General features: G+C 56.5%; 16 protein-coding genes. 11 read left to right on the top strand and 5 right to left on the bottom strand.

The annotated features are described in order from the left end of the window. Positions 1 to 74: 74 nt before the first annotated feature. Positions 75 to 635 (bottom strand): ADP compounds hydrolase NudE, encoded by a 561-nt coding sequence (nudE, locus tag ACQG11_RS07375; protein WP_003861622.1) that lies wholly within the window; start codon positions 633 to 635, stop codon positions 75 to 77. 327 nt (positions 636 to 962) lie between these two features. Between nudE and ACQG11_RS07380 the strand changes: the two genes are divergently transcribed. The 4 genes from ACQG11_RS07380 to hslO all read left to right on the top strand — a co-directional run bounded on the left by ACQG11_RS07380 (position 963) and on the right by hslO (position 5150). Beyond that, positions 963 to 3101: an intracellular growth attenuator family protein gene (locus ACQG11_RS07380; RefSeq protein ID WP_023298780.1), complete on the top strand. Its 2139-nt coding sequence runs from the start codon at positions 963 to 965 to the stop codon at positions 3099 to 3101. Between the two features lie 64 nt (positions 3102 to 3165). Further along, positions 3166 to 3849 carry a GMP/IMP nucleotidase gene (gene yrfG, locus ACQG11_RS07385; RefSeq protein WP_003861619.1) on the top strand — a complete coding sequence of 228 codons (684 nt, stop codon included), beginning with the start codon at positions 3166 to 3168 and terminating at the stop codon, positions 3847 to 3849. Further along, a complete protein-coding gene (gene hslR / locus ACQG11_RS07390; protein ID WP_003861618.1) occupies positions 3846 to 4247 on the top strand; it encodes a ribosome-associated heat shock protein Hsp15 in 402 nt (133 codons plus the stop codon). The genes yrfG and hslR overlap by 4 nt, the downstream gene beginning before the upstream one ends. Positions 4248 to 4265: 18 nt before the next feature. Continuing rightward, positions 4266 to 5150: an Hsp33 family molecular chaperone HslO gene (gene hslO / locus ACQG11_RS07395; protein WP_006812239.1), complete on the top strand. Its 885-nt coding sequence runs from the start codon at positions 4266 to 4268 to the stop codon at positions 5148 to 5150. Between the two features lie 122 nt (positions 5151 to 5272). Here the strand turns inward: hslO and ACQG11_RS07400 are convergent, their stop codons facing one another. Continuing rightward, a complete protein-coding gene (locus ACQG11_RS07400) occupies positions 5273 to 7030 on the bottom strand; it encodes a DUF4153 domain-containing protein (protein ID WP_058645891.1) in 1758 nt (585 codons plus the stop codon). 376 nt (positions 7031 to 7406) lie between these two features. On the opposite strand from ACQG11_RS07400, the gene pckA reads away from it, so the two are divergent. Next, a complete protein-coding gene (gene pckA / locus ACQG11_RS07405; RefSeq protein WP_046620356.1) occupies positions 7407 to 9023 on the top strand; it encodes a phosphoenolpyruvate carboxykinase (ATP) in 1617 nt (538 codons plus the stop codon). A gap of 530 nt (positions 9024 to 9553) precedes the next feature. On the opposite strand, the gene envZ is transcribed toward pckA, so the two are convergent. Continuing rightward, on the bottom strand, positions 9554 to 10900 hold the full coding sequence (gene envZ, locus ACQG11_RS07410) for a two-component system sensor histidine kinase EnvZ (RefSeq protein ID WP_003861615.1): 1347 nt from the start codon (positions 10898 to 10900) through the stop codon (positions 9554 to 9556). Further along, complete coding sequence (ompR, locus tag ACQG11_RS07415) at positions 10897 to 11616, bottom strand: two-component system response regulator OmpR (RefSeq protein ID WP_001157751.1); 720 nt, start codon at positions 11614 to 11616, stop codon at positions 10897 to 10899. Before ompR ends, envZ begins: the two co-directional genes overlap by 4 nt. A 228-nt stretch (positions 11617 to 11844) precedes the next feature. Between ompR and greB the strand changes: the two genes are divergently transcribed. The 5 genes from greB to feoC all read left to right on the top strand — a co-directional run bounded on the left by greB (position 11845) and on the right by feoC (position 17897). After that, on the top strand, positions 11845 to 12318 hold the full coding sequence (gene greB / locus ACQG11_RS07420; protein WP_022649631.1) for a transcription elongation factor GreB: 474 nt from the start codon (positions 11845 to 11847) through the stop codon (positions 12316 to 12318). An 87-nt stretch (positions 12319 to 12405) separates the two neighbouring features. After that, positions 12406 to 14736 carry a Tex family protein gene (locus ACQG11_RS07425; RefSeq protein ID WP_423398103.1) on the top strand — a complete coding sequence of 777 codons (2331 nt, stop codon included), beginning with the start codon at positions 12406 to 12408 and terminating at the stop codon, positions 14734 to 14736. Positions 14737 to 15072: 336 nt separating this feature from the next. After that, entirely contained in the window at positions 15073 to 15300 is a 228-nt protein-coding gene (gene feoA / locus ACQG11_RS07430; protein WP_022649633.1) for a ferrous iron transporter A, read from the top strand. Between the two features lie 30 nt (positions 15301 to 15330). Beyond that, positions 15331 to 17649: a Fe(2+) transporter permease subunit FeoB gene (feoB, locus tag ACQG11_RS07435; RefSeq protein WP_275062499.1), complete on the top strand. Its 2319-nt coding sequence runs from the start codon at positions 15331 to 15333 to the stop codon at positions 17647 to 17649. An 11-nt stretch (positions 17650 to 17660) separates the two neighbouring features. Beyond that, complete coding sequence (gene feoC, locus ACQG11_RS07440; RefSeq protein ID WP_015571443.1) at positions 17661 to 17897, top strand: [Fe-S]-dependent transcriptional repressor FeoC; 237 nt, start codon at positions 17661 to 17663, stop codon at positions 17895 to 17897. On the opposite strand, the gene bioH is transcribed toward feoC, so the two are convergent. Continuing rightward, complete coding sequence (gene bioH / locus ACQG11_RS07445; protein WP_063163680.1) at positions 17872 to 18654, bottom strand: pimeloyl-ACP methyl ester esterase BioH; 783 nt, start codon at positions 18652 to 18654, stop codon at positions 17872 to 17874. The genes feoC and bioH overlap by 26 nt on opposite strands. A 36-nt stretch (positions 18655 to 18690) precedes the next feature. Here bioH and gntX point away from each other — a divergent pair, with 36 nt between their 5' ends. Further along, a complete protein-coding gene (gene gntX, locus ACQG11_RS07450; protein ID WP_023298787.1) occupies positions 18691 to 19371 on the top strand; it encodes a DNA utilization protein GntX in 681 nt (226 codons plus the stop codon). Positions 19372 to 19389 lie beyond the last annotated feature (18 nt).

Below are 19389 nucleotides of genomic sequence, written 5' to 3' on the forward strand. Positions count from 1 at the left end.
CGGTGGCGACGCCCGACCCGGCCTACAGCGTAATGCAAAACGGCAACCTTCGGTTGCCGTTTTTAATGGTGGCGCTACAAACGCCCCTGCCCCTTCAGCCACTCCCGCACCAGGAACAGTGCGCTCACGTTGCGTGCCTCGTTAAAGTCAGGATCTTCCAGCAAATCCATCAGATGAGCCAGCGGCCAGCGAACCTGCGGCAGCGGTTCCGGCTCGTCTCCTTCCAGCGATTCAGGATAGAGATCTTCCGCGACAACAATGTTCATTTTGCTGGAGAAATAGGACGGCGCCATGCTCAGCTTTTTCAGGAACGTCAGCTCTTTCGCGCCAAAGCCGACCTCTTCTTTCAGCTCCCGGTTTGCCGCTTCAAACACCGTTTCGCCCGGATCGATCAGTCCTTTGGAGAAGCCCAGCTCGTAGGATTCTGTGCCCACGGCGTATTCACGAATGAGGATCAGGTGCTCGTCGACGATAGGCACTATCATCACCGCTTCACGCGAGGAGGGGCGCATACGCTCATAAACACGACGCACACCGTTGCTGAACTCCAGATCCACGCTTTCAACATTAAACAGACGCGATTTTGCGACGGTTTCAACATTCAGAATGGTGGGCTTTTGTAAGGGTTTGGTCATCTTGACGGGTCTTTGCTGGGTGAACTGGCTTTATTGTGCGATACGCCGCACGGTTTCGGCAATGTCAATTGCTCTTTATTTACATTTATGCAACGTAACTGTAGGCAATTCTCATTTCAAAACAAATGTCAAGAGGTTGAAAAGTTTCCAGGAATTTGCTGATATCGCGCCGGAACAGGCTTTGTTATCATTACCGGTCACTGGGATGCGCGTCAACATGCTCAAGTTAGACTCCATACTTGCCGATAGCCGACCACAGAATCTCATTCATTGTACAAAAGGTGCGACTGACAACACCTGTAAGAAGATAAGTAAGATGGGGAAAGCATGAGCACCATTTTGATTTTTCTCGCTGCTGTGCTGGCCTGCGCGTCGATTGCGGTGTGGGTATTCAGGCGCCGCGTACATCGCCGTTATCGGCTGCCCTTTTTGAACGCGTTTGCCGGGGCAAACACGCGCAAGCTTTCGCCAGAGGAACGCAGCACCGTTGAGCAGTATCTCGACACGCTGAACCGATCCCGGCTTTCGCCTGGCCCTACCGGCGCCAGCGCCGCCCCCGTATCGCTCAACTTGAACGCCCAAAGCGACACCGTTTTGTGCGTAACGCGCTCTATTACCCGCTACGGCATCACAACCGACGATCCCAACAAATGGCGTTACTATCTCGACTCTGTTGAAGTGCACCTGCCTCCCTTCTGGGAGCAGTATATCAACGACGAAAACAGCGTCGAGCTCATCCATACCGATACGCTGCCGCTGGTTATCTCCCTTAATGGTCATACTCTGAGCGAATATGTTCAGGAAGCGCCACGCTTTGCGCTGGAACGCGCGAGCGGAACGCAGGCCTCTATTCGTGGTGAAGAGACAGAGCAGATTGAACTGCTCAACATCCGCCAGGAAACGCATGAAGAGTACGTCCTGAGCCGCCCGGATGGCATTCGCGAAGCGGTGCTGATTGTCGTCTCGTTCCTGCTCTTTTTCATCTGCCTGCTGACGCCGGACGTGTTTGTTCCGTGGCTCGCGGGCGGCGCAGTACTGCTTCTGGCCGCCGGGCTGTGGGGCATATTTGCCCCGCCGGCAAAAACGTCATTACGCGAAATTCACTGCCTGCGCGGAACCCCAAAACGCTGGGGACTGTTCGGCGAAAACGATCAGGAACATATCAACAATATCTCGCTCGGGATCATCGATCTCATCTATCCGCGCCACTGGCAGCCGTGGATTGCGCAGGACCTGGGCCACAAAACGGATATTGATATCTATCTCGACCGCCACGTTGTACGCCAGGGACGTTACTTATCCCTGCACGACGAAGTAAAAAACTTCCCGCTTCAGCACTGGCTTCGCAGCGCGGTGATTGCCGGTGGCGCCGCGTTAATCTTCCTCATGCTGCTGCTTTTCGTGCCGCTGGATATGCCGATTAAATTTACCCTGTCATGGATCAAAGGGGCGCAAACCGTGGAAGCCACCAGCGTACAGCAGCTCGAAGAAGCGGGTGTACGCGTGGGGGATACGTTGCGGCTGAAAGGCACCGGGATGTGTAATATCCACTCACCGGGCGCCTGGAACACGCGCCAGAACTCGCCGTTCGCGCCGTTCGACTGCTCTCAGATCATCTGGAATGACGCCTCTCCGCTGCCGCTTCCGGAATCGGATGTGGTCAATAAGGCCACCGCGCTCACCCAGACGATTAATCGCCAGCTCCATCCAAAACCGGATGATGATTCTCGCGTCAGCCCTGCCCTGCGTTCGGCCATTCAGAAGTCCGGCATGGTGCTGCTGGATGACTTTGGCGAAATCGTCCTGAAAACAGAAGATCTCTGCTCAGCTCAGGATGACTGTATCCGGCTGAAGAACGCGCTGGTCAACCTCGGCAACAGCAAAGACTGGGACGCGCTGGTGAAACGCGCCGAAGCGGGACGCCTCGATGGTGTGAATGTGCTTTTGCGTCCGGTCAGCGCCGAGTCGCTGGATAACCTGGTGGCGACCTCTACCGCCCCCTTCGTGATGCGTGAAACCACCCGTGCCGCCCAGGCGCTTAACAGCCCGGCGCCTGGCGGTTTTGTGATTGCCAGCGATGAAGGCAGCGACCTGGTGGATCAACCCTATCCGCAGGTTTCGCTGTATGACTATCCTGCCCAGGAGCAGTGGAGCGAATTCCAGCGTCTGGCGCAGATGCTGATGCAGACGCCATTCAGCGCGGAAGGGATCGTCACCACCCTCTTTACCGATGCCAACGGCACGCGTCATATTGGCCTGCACCGTATGCCGGATAGCGCTGGCCTGTGGCGCTATGTAGGGACATCCCTGCTGCTGATTGCGATGCTGGCGTGTATTATCTGGAACGGTTATCAGGCCGTACGCCGCTATCAGCGCTCCCGCACGCGACTGGCAGAAATCCAGGCCTACTACGAAAATTGCCTAAACCCGAAACTGATCTCCTCTTCTGAGAGCCTGATCGGATAACGTCTCTGCGCGACAAGTTGTGCTACCCTGTCGCGCACGTTTCTTCTGGCTGGAGTTCCCCCTTATGCATCTTAATATCGACTGGCAGGCGGTCGATACCGTCCTGCTTGATATGGACGGCACGCTGCTTGATCTCGCCTTTGATAACTATTTCTGGCAAAAGCTGGTTCCGGAAACGTACGGTGAACAGCAGGGGATCTCCCCGGCGGAAGCGCAGGAATTCATTCGTTCGCAATATAGCGCGGTGCAGCATACGCTAAACTGGTACTGTCTTGACTACTGGAGCGAGCGACTCGGTCTGGATATTTGCGCCATGACCACCGCCCAGGGCGCACGCGCCGTACTGCGCGAAGATACGGTCCCGTTCCTGGACGCGCTGAAAGCCTGCGGTAAGCGCCGTATTTTGCTGACAAATGCGCATCCCCATAACCTGGCCGTGAAGCTGGAACATACCGGTCTTGCTTCGCACCTTGATTTATTGCTTTCCACCCACACATTTGGTTATCCGAAAGAGGATCAGCGGTTGTGGCATGCCGTGGTGGAAGAGACCGGTTTACAGCCGGAACGCACGCTGTTCATTGACGACAGCGAGCCGATTCTGGATTCTGCGGCCGCTTTTGGCATTCGCTATTGTCTGGGCGTGACCAATCCTGATTCCGGCCTGGCTGAAAAAAGCTATCTGCGACATCCGGGGCTGAACGACTATCGCCGGATGATCCCCTCACTCACCGTGAAGGAGACGCCATGAAAGAAAAACCCTCTGATGGGGTAAGACTGGATAAATGGCTGTGGGCCGCCCGTTTTTACAAAACGCGCGCCCTTGCCCGAGAAATGGTTGACGGCGGAAAGGTGCATTACAACGGTCAGCGCAGCAAACCGAGCAAGCTGGTTGAACTGAATGCCACGTTAACGCTTCGCCAGGGCAACGATGAGAAAACGGTGGTGGTGAAAGCCATTACCGAACAGCGGCGGCCCGCAACCGAAGCCGTTTTGCTGTATGAAGAGACGGCCGAAAGCATAGAGAAGCGCGAGAAAACCGCGCTGGCGCGCAAAATGAACGCGCTGACTATGCCTCACCCGGACCGGCGACCGGATAAAAAAGAGCGCCGCGATCTGATGAAATTTAAACACGGTGAGAGCGAGTAACCCTCACCTGCATGAGAGATGAAAATGGCCCAACACGACCAATTACACCGCTATCTGTTTGAACAATTCGCCGTGCGCGGCGAGCTGGTCACCGTATCCGAAACCTGGAAACAGATTCTGGAAAACCACAACTACCCGCTGCCGGTAAAAACCCTGTTGGGCGAACTGCTGGTTGCCACCAGCCTGCTGACCGCCACGCTGAAGTTCGCTGGCGATATTACCGTCCAGTTGCAGGGCGATGGCCCAATGTCGCTGGCGGTGATCAACGGCAATAACCAGCAGCAGATGCGCGGCGTGGCGCGCGTTCAGGGCGATATCCCTGAAAATGCGGATCTGAAAACGCTGGTCGGTAACGGCTACCTGGTCATCACGATCTCGCCTGAAGAGGGGGAACGCTATCAGGGCGTTGTCGGTCTGGAAGGCGATACGCTTGCCGCCTGCCTGGAAGATTACTTCATGCGTTCCGAACAGCTGCCAACCCGTCTGTTCATCCGCACCGGTGAAGTGGATGGTCAGCCTGCTGCCGGTGGTATGCTGCTTCAGGTTCTGCCCGCGCAGGATGCGCAGACCAATGATTTCGAGCATCTGGCAACGCTGACGGAAACCATCAAAGCGGAAGAGCTGTTCACCCTGTCGGCGACCGACGTGCTGTGGCGTCTCTACCACGAAGAAGAAGTGACGGTTTACGATCCGCAGGCGGTGGAATTTAAGTGCACCTGCTCCCGCGAGCGTTGTGCTGGCGCCCTGAAAACGCTGCCGGATGAAGAGATCGACAGCATCATGGCGGAAGACGGTGAAATCGATATGCACTGTGACTACTGTGGTACGCACTACGTGTTCAATTCGATGGATATCGCGGAGATCCGCAATAACGCCTCTCCGGCGGATCCGCAGGTTCACTAAGCTCTGAGCCTGTTGCCCGGCGGCGCTATGCTCGCACGGGCCTACAATGAATTGTGCAATTTTTTGATATGATTGCTAATTGTAGGCCGGGTAAGCGTAGCGCCACCCGGCAAGCAAGAGCACTAACGCCGCCGCGCATTATTGTAACTGTCGTAGCTCATATCGACACGCTCCCCAAAAATCTCAATATCCGCCCAGGGCTTCACGACAGATTTCACTTTCCTCTGCCTTAATGCGCGGTCAAGTTCTTCTCTGGTCAATGCCTCCGGCATTTTCCACGCGTCCCCGGCGATCCTCCAGCCCGTGTTGGTTTGTGTGTAAGCCACGATCGTGCGATCGGTAAATTGAAATAGCACGGCCTCAGGCTTGCCGTCGCCGTTAAGATCCAGCGGCATGAGTAAACAGTTACTCTGGGCGCTATCGCAGCTCTCAAAGCGATACTGATTGCTGAGCATGGCTTGCCACAATGTCTTATCAGGACGAGCCATTCCCGGTGCGAGCTGGACCTGTTTTTCCAGCATCGCGGCGGTCATCTTACCTGCTCCGCCAGCGTTCCTGGAGAGAAGACCATTTATTTCACGCTGGCGTTTTGGGTTAGAGATAAACTGCGGATCGTTTTGCAGCGTGAGCATCGCCTCCCGCCCCTTTCGTCCAGCGTTACTGAGCATATACAGGCTGACTTGATCCGCAGTTATTCTGCCGTCCTGATAGCGGGCCATATGGCTTGCAACGCTTATTCGCCACGGATCCAGCACGGGGGTATGGATCAACGCCAGGAAGATGAGGGAAAGCAGCCCGGTCGTCGGGATGACGTACGCATGGATCTTCTGCGGCTCACGGCGCTGAATCAGAACGCTGGCGCAAAAACCGACCGCCCAGACCAGCGCCACGATGGTTATCAATACCCCGTACAGACGCTCGGGTGACCAGCCGTATTGCGAAATGCGTAGCCACAGCGCCCACCCCGCCAGAACCGGATACGCGGGTACGATAGCCACAGCAAGGCGAATCATCCCTCGCAACGGGGCATAGTAAGGCAGCGTTTGACGCTGTGGATGCCACACTATCGTCACCAGGAATAACAGCAGCAGCGCTAAGGTGGTCAGCAAGCCCGCGGCGGATATTCTGGCTGAAATGGATTCAAAGCCGACAAAAGGCAACGCGCCAATAAAGAGCAGCGCCAGCGCCGCCATCAGGGGAAGCAGACCGGTGGCGATGAGGGTCAGCAGATTTTGCAGGGCAAGGATTAACCTTACCTGCATGCGCGTGAGCACGGCCGCACTGGCTGAAACCACGCCAATCGCCACTGAAATAAACCCGTCAGAATGAAAGAAAAGCCGATCAAAAAAGCCGATGCCGATAAGTTCGAAAAGCTCGGCCCAGAGGAAAAGCACCAGCCAGAAGAGACCATTCGAAACAAAAATAATGAGCAGTGTCAGCGCGTTATGCCAGTTTCGTTGATAAAAGTCGCTGTAGAACGAGGTAGTCGGGACGGGATCCAGACGCCGCTGAAGCCATGGCAACACGAACAGCGTCATCAGCAGCAGATGAAAGCCGAAAACGAGCATCTCATCTCTGAGATTCCAGCTTTCGAGTCCTGCAACGCTCCACTTAAGCCAGCCGCCCATACCCGCGACTGCCGCGCCGATCATCCCGAGTGACAGCCACAAAAATGGCTTTCTGAATGACGTCATGGCAAGAGACAACGTGGTTGTCATTACCACGGTGGCAGGTACTACACACATCAGCCACAGCGTATCCGATGGCAATTTTGCGTACTCGATATACCACGTAATTACATAGCAAATTACGCCCTGTAGAGCCCCCGCCAGCACGACGGCTACGCGCGTTGAAGGAGATAACGTCTCACGGTTTTCCATTTCTCATCCCTTGTTCATGAAAAATCTATTGTCTCATCAAGGCAAAAGTCTGGCCCCCACCTCAAACTCTGAAAATAGCTGACCCAAGAGACCTGAATCGTTTTCCCAATGTAACTCTTACGTAATTTTCTTTCATGTATGCGATTACATTCACATTCTTCTGGATAAATTCACCAGAGATTAACCTTTTAAGAACATTTTCCCCAACCAAAAAGCGATTCCTGCGATAATCTGCCCGCCCTGTGACTGGAGTCGCAGCGTTTTCCGTTAGTAAGGGTTTTGACCAGATACGTAAATCTATGAGCCCCGTCGCGGTTAACATCCCCAGAAAAACCCTACAATTTCAGGCAGTACATATTGGCTAAGGAGCAGTGATATGCGTGTTAATGGTTTAACCCCGCAAGATCTCAAGGCTTATGGTATTCACGACGTCCAGGAAGTGGTCTACAACCCCGATTACGATACGCTGTATCAGGAAGAGCTCAATCCGGCACTGGAAGGGTACGAGCGAGGTGTGTTGACGAATCTTGGTGCTATCGCCGTCGATACCGGTATTTTTACCGGCCGTTCGCCGAAAGATAAATACATCGTCCGAGATGATACCACCCGCGATACGCTGTGGTGGGCCGATAAAGGCAAAGGGAAGAACGATAACAAACCGCTCTCTCCTGAAACCTGGCAGCATCTGAAAGGGCTCGTCACCCATCAGCTTTCCGGCAAGCGTCTGTTCATCGTCGATGCTTTCTGCGGCGCTAACGCCGACACCCGTCTCTCCGTTCGGTTTATCACTGAAGTGGCCTGGCAGGCGCATTTCGTGAAGAACATGTTCATTCGTCCGACCGATGAAGAACTGCAAAACTTCACCCCTGACTTTATCGTGATGAACGGCGCGAAATGCACCAACCCGCAGTGGAAAGAACAGGGTCTGAACTCCGAAAACTTCATCGCCTTCAACCTGACCGAGCGTATCCAGCTGATCGGCGGTACCTGGTACGGCGGCGAAATGAAGAAAGGGATGTTCTCGGTCATGAACTACCTGCTGCCGCTGCGCGGTATCGCCTCCATGCACTGCTCGGCGAACGTCGGTGAAAAAGGTGACGTGGCGGTGTTCTTCGGCCTTTCCGGCACCGGTAAAACGACTCTGTCCACCGATCCAAAACGTCGTCTGATTGGCGACGACGAGCACGGCTGGGACGACGACGGTGTGTTTAACTTTGAAGGCGGCTGCTACGCGAAAACCATTCGCCTGTCTGAAGAGGCAGAGCCGGATATCTACCACGCGATTCGCCGCGATGCGCTGCTGGAAAACGTCACCGTGCGTGCCGATGGCTCTGTCGACTTCGACGATGCGTCCAAAACCGAAAACACCCGCGTCTCTTACCCGATTTACCACATCGACAACATCGTGAAGCCGGTGTCGAAGGCGGGCCACGCCACGAAGGTGATTTTCCTGACCGCAGACGCGTTCGGCGTGTTGCCGCCAGTTTCCCGCCTGACCGCCAGCCAGACGCAGTACCACTTCCTCTCTGGCTTTACCGCTAAGCTGGCGGGTACCGAGCGCGGCGTGACCGAGCCAACCCCAACCTTCTCCGCCTGCTTCGGCGCGGCGTTCCTGTCGCTGCACCCGACGCAGTACGCGGAAGTGCTGGTGAAACGCATGCAGGCATCCGGCGCACAGGCATACCTGGTGAACACCGGCTGGAACGGGACGGGCAAACGTATCTCCATCAAAGATACACGCGCCATCATCGACGCGATTCTGGATGGTTCATTGGATAACGCCGAGACCTTTACGCTGCCGATGTTCAATCTGGCGATCCCAACAGAGCTGCCTGGCGTGGATACGCGTATCCTCGATCCGCGTAACACCTATGGTTCACCGGAACAGTGGCGCGAGAAGGCAGAATCGCTGGCGAAACTGTTTATCGAAAACTTTGAGAAGTATACCGACACCCCGGCGGGTGCTGCGCTGGTGAGTGCGGGACCAAGGTAAAAGCAAAAAGGCAACGAAAGTTGCCTTTTTTAATGTTTTCTCCCTCTCCCCGTGGGCTGAGGGATCCCCAGTAATTTTTTTATGCAGAAGCAATAAAGTTGCTTTCTAAATGACTGAGGGCTGTCAGCGATGCCCTGGTCCGGCTGTAAATCGCTGAGGCGTTTCCTGCAGGCCGGGGCGAGGCGCAGGGATGCGCCGAGAGGGCGGCTTTACAGGGACGTTGCCTCCGCCCGTACCCGATAAGCCGGAAGGAATAAGCCGAGGGCACCGCGAAGCGGCGATTTACCGCCGGGAGCCCGGGTCGCCAGGGTGGTGGCGACTGAGCCACCCTGGCACGTTCACCGGTCATGTCGTTACAGAGTAGCAAGGAACATTAAGTGAACGGAATGACCACCACCGCCGTATATTCCCCTCACCCTAACCCTCTCCCCGGAGGGGCGAGGGGATTGCTCAGTGCTCGCATTAATTTGTGGGGAACCCTCAGCCCCGTGGGAGAGGGCCGGGGTGAGGGCATCAGGCCCCACCCTTTTTTAACTCTCTTTCACCTGCCCCCGTAAAACCGGCACCGGTAACCATGCGCGAATGCTCAAACCACCCCGTTCGCTGGTGCCAATTTCCAGCAGTCCGTTATGGTTATCAACAATACGCTGCACAATCGCCAGGCCTAAGCCGGTTCCGCTGGTGCTGCGCGCGCTGTCGCCGCGCACAAACGGCTGGAACAGGTGCTTACGCTGCTCAGGCTTGATGCCCGGGCCATCGTCTTCCACCTGGAACCAGGCGCGGTTGAGTTCCGTACCGCTGCTGACTTTGATCCAACCGTTGCCGTAACGCGCCGCGTTGACCACCATATTCGCCACCGCGCGTTTGATGGAGAGCGGGTGCATACGTACCTGAATCTCGCCCGCCTGAAGGTCGGTCGCAATTTCACGTTCATAACCGCTTTCGGCGGCAACAACTTCGCCCAGAACCGCGTTCAGATCCGCCATCTCCATCGGCATCTCCTGCCCGGTACGCAGGTAGTCGATAAACTGCTCGATGATGGCGTTACACTCTTCGATATCCTTGTTGATGGACTCTGCAAGATAACCATCCTGCTCGCCCATCATCTCTGTTGCCAGGCGGATACGTGTCAGCGGGGTGCGAAGGTCATGGCTAACCCCCGCCATCAGCAGCGTACGGTCGTCAGCCAGCTGTTTAACGCCTGCCGCCATGTGGTTAAAAGCACGCGTTACCGAGCGCACTTCCGATGCGCCATACTCGCGCAGCGGCGGTGGGATAATACCTTTACCAACCTGCAATGCCGCATGCTCCAGGTCGACCAGCGGTCGGTTCTGGATACGAATAAACAGCCATGCGCCGCCGATAGCCAGCAGCATGATCGCCAGGGTGTATCGGAACAGCGGTGAGAAGTCGCCCTGATGAATCTCGGTGAGCGGAACACGCACCCAGATGTTGGGTGACAGCCAGGTTTTCAGCCAGACAACCGGCGAGCTTTTATTGACCTCAACGCGCACTTCCGTCGGGCCGCCAAGCTGCTGCGCCATCTGCTGGCTAAGGAATTCATAGTGCTGCGCCCAGCGCAGGCCGGCATCTTCCGCCGCTTCGTTCGAGTAGAGAGAAATGCCCAACTCACGGTAGATTTCCCGACGGAACGCCGGGGGGACAACCAACTGCGTGCCGTCCTCCAGTTGCAGTTTGTCGGTCATCAGCATACGCACTTCGTATGCCAGCACCTTATTAAACTGCTGAAGGCTCGGCAGGATCGCAAAGTTCAGCACCACCAGGTAGGTCGTCACCAGGCTGACAAACAGCAGGGTGACGATCAATAACAGCGTGCGGGCAAACGAACTTCGCGGCGAGAAGCGCATTCGCCTCATGCTTTAGAGCCGTCCGGGACAAACACGTAGCCCAGACCCCACACGGTCTGAATATAACGAGGATGCGCCGGATCTTCTTCCACCATGCGGCGCAGACGAGAGATCTGCACGTCGATAGAACGTTCCATTGCGGAGTATTCACGGCCGCGCGCCAGGTTCATCAGCTTGTCACGTGAAAGCGGTTCACGCGGGTGGCTGACCAGCGCTTTCAGTACCGCAAACTCGCCGCTGGTGAGCGGCATTGGCTCATCTTCACGGAACATTTCACGGGTGCCGAGGTTCAGCTTGAACTTACCGAATGCAATGACGGCCTCTTCCTGAGACGGCGCGCCCGGCAGCTCGTTCGCCTGACGACGCAGCACGGCGCGAATACGCGCCAGCAGTTCACGCGGGTTGAACGGCTTAGGAATGTAGTCATCAGCGCCAATCTCAAGGCCGACGATACGGTCAACTTCTTCACCCTTCGCCGTCACCATGATGATTGGCATCGGGTTGCTCTGGCTACGCAGACGACGGCAAATAGAGAGCCCATCTTCGCCAGGCAGCATCAGGTCCAACACCATCAGGTGGAAGGATTCACGCGTCAGCAGACGATCCATCTGTTCCGCGTTCGCGACGCTACGAACCTGGAAGCCCTGCTCGGTCAGATAACGTTCCAGCAGCGCACGCAGGCGCATGTCGTCATCTACGACCAGAATTTTGTAGTTCTCTTGCATTGTGTGTACTCCCAAAGGTTCGGATAAGCCTGGAACAGCGTATTCTAAAAAAGTGCACGGGTTCGACCAGCAAATTCTGGTATAAATTCTAGACGAAATTGTTACAAAGCATATTTAACAGCAGCTTATCTGTTCATTTCATCACATAAATCATTATTAATCTTGTCTGTTACACTGTGCGCTACGTATTGTGCGCAAAGACAGTTAACCGGCATTAAAGGCAGCACCATGAAAACGCCTCTGATCACCCGCGAAGGGTACGAGAAACTCAAAAAAGAGATGGATTACCTGTGGCGCGAAGAGCGTCCGGAAGTGACCAAAAAAGTCACCTGGGCCGCAAGTCTGGGCGACCGCAGCGAGAATGCGGACTATCAGTACAATAAAAAGCGACTGCGCGAAATCGATCGCCGGGTACGCTACCTGACGAAGTGCCTCGAGAATCTCAAAATTGTCGATTACTCCCCGCAGCAGGAAGGTAAAGTGTTTTTCGGCGCGTGGGTCGAAATTGAAAACGACAACGGCGACACCCTGCGTTTTCGTATCGTTGGCTATGATGAAATTTTCGGTCGTAAGGATTACATTTCTATCGATTCACCCATGGCCCGCGCCCTGCTGAAAAAAGAGGTGGGCGATTTAGCCGTTGTCCAGACGCCCGCGGGTGAAGCAAGCTGGTACGTCAACGAAATCGAGTATGTTAAATAGTCCGAGAGCGCCCTCCCCGGCTGGCATTTTTTGGTGTCAGCCCGTATAACTATCCCCCTGATTTTCGATCCACAAGATGAACTGACCATGATGAAAGAGTCGCTCTGCCGCATTATTGCGGGTGATATTCAGGCCAGAGCCGAACAGGTAGAAGCTGCCGTTCGTCTGCTTGATGAAGGGAACACCGTGCCGTTTATTGCACGTTATCGTAAGGAAGTCACCGGCGGTCTGGATGACACGCAGCTGCGTAACCTTGAGACCCGTCTGGGCTATCTGCGCGAGCTGGAAGACCGACGTCAGGCGATCCTCAAATCTATCGGCGAGCAGTGCAAGCTGACCAGTGACCTGGAAAAAGCCATTAACGGTACCCTGAGCAAAACCGAACTTGAAGATCTCTATCTGCCGTACAAACCGAAGCGCCGCACGCGCGGGCAGATTGCGATCGAAGCCGGCCTTGAGCCGCTGGCCGACCTGCTGTGGAACGAGCCGTCTCACGATCCGGAAACCGAAGCCGCCAGATTTATCGACGCCGAAAAAGGCGTAGCGGACACCAAAGCCGCGCTGGACGGCGCTCGCTACATTCTGATGGAGCGCTTCGCCGAAGACGCGGCACTGCTGGCCAAAGTGCGTGATTACCTGTGGAAGAACGCCCATATCGTCTCCACCGTGGTGTCCGGCAAAGAGGACGAAGGCGCGAAATTCCGCGACTACTTCGATCACCACGAACCCATTTCTACCGCGCCGTCTCACCGCGCGCTGGCGATGTTCCGCGGTCGTAACGAAGGCGTGCTGCAACTCTCCCTGAATGCCGATCCGCAGTTTGACGAGCCGCCTAAAGAGAGCCACTGTGAGCAGATCATAATCGACCATCTGGGCCTGCGCCTGAACAACGCCCCGGCGGACAGCTGGCGCAAAGGCGTGGTGAGCTGGACCTGGCGCATCAAGGTGCTCATGCACCTCGAAACCGAGCTGATGGGCACCGTGCGCGAGCGCGCCGAAGACGAAGCGATCAACGTCTTCGCCCGTAACCTGCACGACCTGCTGATGGCTGCGCCGGCTGGCCTGCGCGCCACCATGGGTCTCGATCCGGGTCTGCGCACCGGCGTGAAGGTGGCCGTGGTTGACGGCACCGGCAAGCTGGTTGCCACCGACACCATTTACCCGCACACCGGTCAGGCAGCGAAAGCGGCTGTCGTGGTCGCCGCGCTGTGCGAGAAGTACAACGTTGAGCTGGTTGCCATCGGTAACGGTACGGCGTCCCGCGAAACCGAACGTTTCTATCTCGACGTGCAGAAGCAGTTCCCGAAAGTGACGGCGCAGAAAGTGATCGTCAGCGAAGCGGGGGCATCTGTCTATTCCGCCTCTGAGCTGGCAGCGCAGGAGTTCCCGGAACTGGACGTTTCCTTGCGCGGTGCGGTCTCTATCGCCCGTCGTTTGCAGGATCCGCTGGCGGAGCTGGTGAAGATTGACCCGAAATCCATCGGCGTGGGCCAGTATCAGCACGACGTGAGCCAGACGCAGCTGGCGCGCAAGCTGGATGCGGTAGTGGAAGACTGTGTTAACGCCGTCGGCGTGGACCTGAACACCGCTTCCGTTCCCCTGCTGACCCGCGTGGCGGGTCTGACCCGTATGATGGCGCAGAATATCGTCGCCTGGCGTGATGAGAACGGTCAGTTCCAGAACCGCCAGCAGTTGCTGAAGGTGAGCCGTCTGGGGCCGAAAGCATTTGAGCAGTGCGCGGGCTTCCTGCGCATCAACCACGGCGATAACCCGCTGGATGCCTCTACCGTTCACCCGGAAGCCTATCCGGTTGTCGAGCGTATCCTGGCCGCCACCCAGCAGGCGCTGAAAGACCTGATGGGCGACAGCAGCGCGCTGCGTAACCTGAAAGCGGTGGATTTTACCGACGAACAGTTCGGCGTGCCGACGGTCACTGACATCATCAAAGAGCTGGAAAAACCGGGCCGCGATCCGCGTCCTGAGTTTAAAACCGCGACCTTTGCTGACGGCGTGGAAACCATGAACGACCTGCTGCCGGGCATGGTGCTGGAAGGGGCGGTAACCAACGTCACCAACTTTGGCGCGTTTGTGGATATCGGCGTGCATCAGGACGGTCTGGTGCATATCTCTTCCCTCGCCGACAAGTTCGTTGAAGATCCGCACACCGTGGTCAAAGCGGGCGACATCGTGAAGGTGAAAGTGCTGGAAGTGGATCTTCAGCGTAAGCGTATCGCCCTGACCATGCGTCTGGACGAGCAGCCGGGCGACACTAACGCGCGCCGTGGCGGTAATGGCGGTGGCCGTGAACAGCAGCGTCCGGCAGCGAAAGCCGCGAAGCCACGCGGACGTGACGCACAGCCAGCAGGCAACAGCGCGATGATGGATGCTCTGGCAGCGGCGATGGGTAAGAAACGCTAATCCTGTAAATGCCCCTCACCCTACCCCTCTCCCCAAAGGGGAGAGGGTACTTGAACACCCTCGCCCCTTTGGGGAGAGGGCCGGGGTGAGGGGAAAAATTATATCGTAAAATATGAAACCGATTGCATATCCATATTTAAACCGCTATTTATCACTCCATTAACAAATACGCTTTTTATTCCTTCCCGGGTATTCCCGCAAATATTGAGCAAGGTCAAGCAGACCGCAAATTAATACGATTAACAACATCCCGTCACATTTTTATTATTGCTGATAAAAACTATTCTCATTATCATCGCAGTGTTGATTATTTAACCTCTCGTGGAATCAGGCGCTATGCAATTCACTCCAGAAAGTGCGTGGAAAATTATCGGTTTTACCCGTGAGATAAGCCCGGCCTATCGGCAGAAGCTACTGTCACTGGGCATGCTACCCGGCTCATCATTCCAGGTGGTGCGCGTGGCGCCGTTGGGCGATCCTGTTCATATCGAAACCCGACGCGTTAATCTGGTTCTGCGTAAAAAAGACCTCGCATTAATTGAAGTTGAATCTTTATCCCGTTAACAAGCCAGCGGTTTCAGTGAGTCTAAAACAATGAAAAAATTAACTATTGGCTTAATTGGCAATCCTAATTCCGGCAAGACAACCTTATTTAATCAGTTAACCGGCGCACGCCAGCGTGTGGGAAATTGGGCAGGCGTAACGGTTGAACGCAAAGAAGGCCTGTTCACCACGACAGATAATCAGGTCACGCTGGTTGATTTACCGGGGACCTATTCACTCACCACAATTTCATCTCAGACCTCTCTCGATGAGCAAATTGCCTGCCACTATATTCTGAGCGGCGACGCGGATCTGCTCATCAACGTGGTGGATGCCTCCAATCTCGAACGAAATCTGTACCTCACGCTACAGCTGCTGGAGCTGGGGATCCCCTGCATCGTAGCGCTTAACATGCTCGACATCGCCGAGAAGCAAAAGCTGCGCATCGACGTCGACGCCCTCTCCGCCCGTCTGGGCTGCCCGGTGGTTCCGCTGGTTTCTACCCGCGCGCGCGGCATTGACGCCCTGAAGCTGGCAATTGACCGCCACACGGGCAATGCCGACGTCGAACTGGTGCACTACGCCCAGCCGCTGCTGCGCGAGGCCGGGCAGCTGGCGCAGGAGATGGACAACGCCATGCCCGCCAGACAGCGCCTGTGGCTTGGCTTGCAAATGCTGGAAGGCGATATCTACAGCCGCGCCTACGCAGGCGATGCGGCGGATAAACTGAGCGTTGCACAGGCTCGCCTGAGCGACGAGCTCGACGACCCGGCCCTGCATATTGCGGATGCGCGCTATCAGGCCATCGCCGCTATCTGTGACGTGGTCAGTAATGCATTAACCGCTGAACCCAGCCGCTTCACCGCCGCCGTGGATAAGATTGTGCTCAACCGCTTCCTCGGTTTGCCAATCTTTTTACTGGTGATGTACGTAATGTTCCTGCTCGCTATAAACATCGGCGGTGCATTACAACCCATCTTTGATGGCGGCTCTGTCGCTATCTTCGTGCACGGTATTCAGTGGCTGGGCTACACCCTCCACTTCCCGGAATGGTTGACCATCTTCCTTGCGCAGGGGATCGGCGGCGGGATCAACACCGTCCTGCCGCTGGTACCGCAGATCGGCATGATGTACCTGTTCCTCTCCTTCCTTGAAGATTCCGGTTACATGGCACGCGCCGCCTTCGTAATGGACCGCCTGATGCAGGCGCTGGGGCTGCCGGGGAAATCCTTCGTGCCGCTGATTGTCGGTTTTGGCTGTAACGTGCCGTCAGTCATGGGCGCGCGTACGCTGGACGCACCGCGCGAACGCCTGATGACCATCATGATGGCGCCGTTCATGTCCTGCGGCGCACGTCTGGCGATCTTCGCGGTCTTTGCCGCGGCGTTCTTTGGTCAGGAAGGGGCGCTGGCCGTCTTCTCCCTGTATGTGCTGGGTATCGTGATGGCTATTCTCACCGGCCTGATGCTGAAGCACACCATCATGCGTGGCGAAGCGTCGCCGTTCGTGATGGAACTGCCGGTTTATCACGTTCCGCACCTGAAAAGCCTGATTATTCAAACCTGGCAGCGCCTGAAGGGCTTTGTTCTGCGCGCCGGTAAGGTGATTGTAGTGGTCAGCATTTTCCTGAGCGCCCTGAACAGCTTCACCCTGAGCGGCCAGGCAGCGGACAACATTAATGACTCTGCCCTTGCCTCCGTTAGCCGGATCATTACGCCGATCTTCAAACCGATTGGCGTACAGGAAGACAACTGGCAGGCAACCGTGGGCCTGTTCACCGGCGCGATGGCAAAAGAGGTGGTTGTCGGCACCCTGAACACGCTCTACACCGCGGAAAACATCCAGGAAGAGGAGTTCAACCCGGCAGAGTTCAGCCTCGGTGACGAACTTCTGGGTGCAGTAGAAGAGACCTGGCAGAGCCTGAAAGACACCTTCAGCCTGAGCGTGCTGGCGAACCCGATTGAAGCCAGCAAAGGCGACGGCGTAATGGCGACCGGAGCAATGGGCGTGATGGGCCAGAAATTTGGCAGCGCGTCGGCGGCCTACAGCTACCTGATCTTCGTCCTGCTCTATATTCCGTGCATCTCGGTCATGGGCGCCATTGCCCGTGAGTCCAGCCGCGGATGGATGGGCTTCTCCATTCTGTGGGGGCTGAACATTGCCTACTCGCTGGCGACCGTGTTTTATCAAACCGTCAATTACAGCCAGCATCCGCGCTACAGCCTGGTCTGTATCCTCGCGGTGATCCTGTTTAACGTGATGGTGATTGGCCTGCTGCGCCGGGCGCGTAGCCGCGTTGACGTTAACCTGCTGGCAACGCGCAAAACCCCAACGACCTGCTGTAGTAGCCCTGCGGGCGACTGTCACTGAGGGGAAAAAAGATGGCATCGTTGATTCAGGTCCGTGACTTACTGGCGTTACAGGGACGAATGGAGGCGAAGCAGCTCAGCCTCAGCCTGCATACGCCGCAGCCGATGATCGATGCCATGCTGGAAAGGCTGGAGGCGATGGGGAAAGCCGTGCGCATTCAGGAAGAGCCGGACAGTTGTCTGTCCGGCAGTTGTAAAAGTTGTCCGGAAGGTAAAGCCTGCCTCAGGGAGTGGTGGACGCTTCGCTGATAAAATTGGACAGCGCCGAACAAAACTCAGCAGGATGAGAGATGAACGGCGCATGTGCCGCTTTGGCAACCACCATTGATTCACTCTCCAGCCACAGCGCATCCAGCAGCGGAACCACCTTGCGCGGGACCAGCCCATCCAGATAGCCATAAATACGCAGATGCGGCACCGTCAGTGACGCCAGCGGCTCACGCAGATCGGCCGTTTTCAGGATCTCCAGTCCACCGTTCAGCACCTCAACCTCCGGCATCGGCAGGGAAAGCACCGTCTGCTTCAGCATCCGCGCGTCCTGACGGGCGGTTTCAGTTCCCATCGTCTGCAACGCCAGGAAACGCTCCACCGTCCGCTGGAAATCTTCGCTCAACTGGTGCTGGAACCCGGCCAGCACCTCGGGTTTGATGCCCGGCCACGCCTCGCGGGCGCTGAAACAGGGTGATGAGGCAACGGTGATCAGCGCCTGCACCCGCTCAGGATGGCGCAGCGCAATCTGGCTTGCCACCAGCCCGCCCAGGCTCCAGCCGAGCCAGACGGCTTTTTGCGGTGCCGCTTCCAGAACCTGCTCCGCCATGTCCTCGAGCGTCATCGCGCCGTAGCCGTGGCTACGGCCATACCCCGGCAGATCCACCAGGTGTACCGTAAATTGCGAGGCCAGTTCCTCACTTATGCAACGCCACACTTCGGCGTTCAGTCCCCATCCGTGCAGCAGCACAAGATGACAATTTCCCATCCCAACGGTCTGCCACCACAGCGTCTTCATCAGTTAACGTTCTCTTTTTTCACATGGAGGTTGCGTATGCTAACAGTGCCCGGCTTGTGCTGGCTATGCCGAATGCCACTTGCGCTGAGCGCGTGGGGCGTCTGTTCCGTTTGCACGGGAGCGCTGGGTTACCTGAAGGGCTGTCCGCAATGCGGCTTGCCTGCCGTAAGCCAGACGCTCCCCTGTGGTCGATGCCTGAAAAAAGCGCCGCCGTGGAGCGCGCTGGTGGCGGTGGATGATTACGTTTTGCCGCTGAGTCGTCTGGTTCATCAGTTTAAGTTTTCCAGCCAGTTCGCGCTGGCGCAGCCACTGGCACGCCTGTTATTACTGGCGGTATTGCAGGCGCGAAGAACGCGCGGGCTACCGTCGGTCGACACGCTCGTGAACGTGCCACTCTTTCAGCGTCGGCACTGGCGGCGGGGATACAATCAGAGCGACCTGCTGTGCCGTCCGCTCGCCCGCTGGCTGGGTTGCCGGTACCCCGCCTCTGCGCTGAAACGTATTCATGCCACTGCCGTTCAGCACCGGCTCAACGCCCGGTCGCGCAAAAGAAACCTGAAAAACGCCTTTCGCCTTGAATTGCCGGTCAACGGTCTCCATATCGCGATTGTGGATGATGTCGTCACCACGGGCAGTACCGTGGCTGAACTTTCCCGACTGCTTTTGCAAAGCGGCGCCGCGTCAGTTCAGGTATGGTGTCTGTGCCGTACCTTGTAGCCCTTCTTCAATGGGCGT

The organism is Enterobacter cloacae complex sp. 372C4 (assembly GCF_050030615.1).
In the GTDB taxonomy this organism is placed as follows: Bacteria; Pseudomonadota; Gammaproteobacteria; order Enterobacterales; family Enterobacteriaceae; genus Enterobacter; species Enterobacter intestinihominis.

What these genes read in the sequence shown, in the direction of transcription:
- nudE (WP_003861622.1), bottom strand. Translation starts at nt 635, where the DNA reads ATGACCAAACCCTTACAAAAGCCCACCATTCTGAATGTTGAAACCGTC.
- ACQG11_RS07380 (WP_023298780.1), top strand. Translation starts at nt 963, where the DNA reads ATGAGCACCATTTTGATTTTTCTCGCTGCTGTGCTGGCCTGCGCGTCG.
- yrfG (WP_003861619.1), top strand. Translation starts at nt 3,166, where the DNA reads ATGCATCTTAATATCGACTGGCAGGCGGTCGATACCGTCCTGCTTGAT.
- hslR (WP_003861618.1), top strand. Translation starts at nt 3,846, where the DNA reads ATGAAAGAAAAACCCTCTGATGGGGTAAGACTGGATAAATGGCTGTGG.
- hslO (WP_006812239.1), top strand. Translation starts at nt 4,266, where the DNA reads ATGAAAATGGCCCAACACGACCAATTACACCGCTATCTGTTTGAACAA.
- ACQG11_RS07400 (WP_058645891.1), bottom strand. Translation starts at nt 7,030, where the DNA reads ATGGAAAACCGTGAGACGTTATCTCCTTCAACGCGCGTAGCCGTCGTG.
- pckA (WP_046620356.1), top strand. Translation starts at nt 7,407, where the DNA reads ATGCGTGTTAATGGTTTAACCCCGCAAGATCTCAAGGCTTATGGTATT.
- envZ (WP_003861615.1), bottom strand. Translation starts at nt 10,900, where the DNA reads ATGAGGCGAATGCGCTTCTCGCCGCGAAGTTCGTTTGCCCGCACGCTG.
- ompR (WP_001157751.1), bottom strand. Translation starts at nt 11,616, where the DNA reads ATGCAAGAGAACTACAAAATTCTGGTCGTAGATGACGACATGCGCCTG.
- greB (WP_022649631.1), top strand. Translation starts at nt 11,845, where the DNA reads ATGAAAACGCCTCTGATCACCCGCGAAGGGTACGAGAAACTCAAAAAA.
- ACQG11_RS07425 (WP_423398103.1), top strand. Translation starts at nt 12,406, where the DNA reads ATGATGAAAGAGTCGCTCTGCCGCATTATTGCGGGTGATATTCAGGCC.
- feoA (WP_022649633.1), top strand. Translation starts at nt 15,073, where the DNA reads ATGCAATTCACTCCAGAAAGTGCGTGGAAAATTATCGGTTTTACCCGT.
- feoB (WP_275062499.1), top strand. Translation starts at nt 15,331, where the DNA reads ATGAAAAAATTAACTATTGGCTTAATTGGCAATCCTAATTCCGGCAAG.
- feoC (WP_015571443.1), top strand. Translation starts at nt 17,661, where the DNA reads ATGGCATCGTTGATTCAGGTCCGTGACTTACTGGCGTTACAGGGACGA.
- bioH (WP_063163680.1), bottom strand. Translation starts at nt 18,654, where the DNA reads ATGAAGACGCTGTGGTGGCAGACCGTTGGGATGGGAAATTGTCATCTT.
- gntX (WP_023298787.1), top strand. Translation starts at nt 18,691, where the DNA reads ATGCTAACAGTGCCCGGCTTGTGCTGGCTATGCCGAATGCCACTTGCG.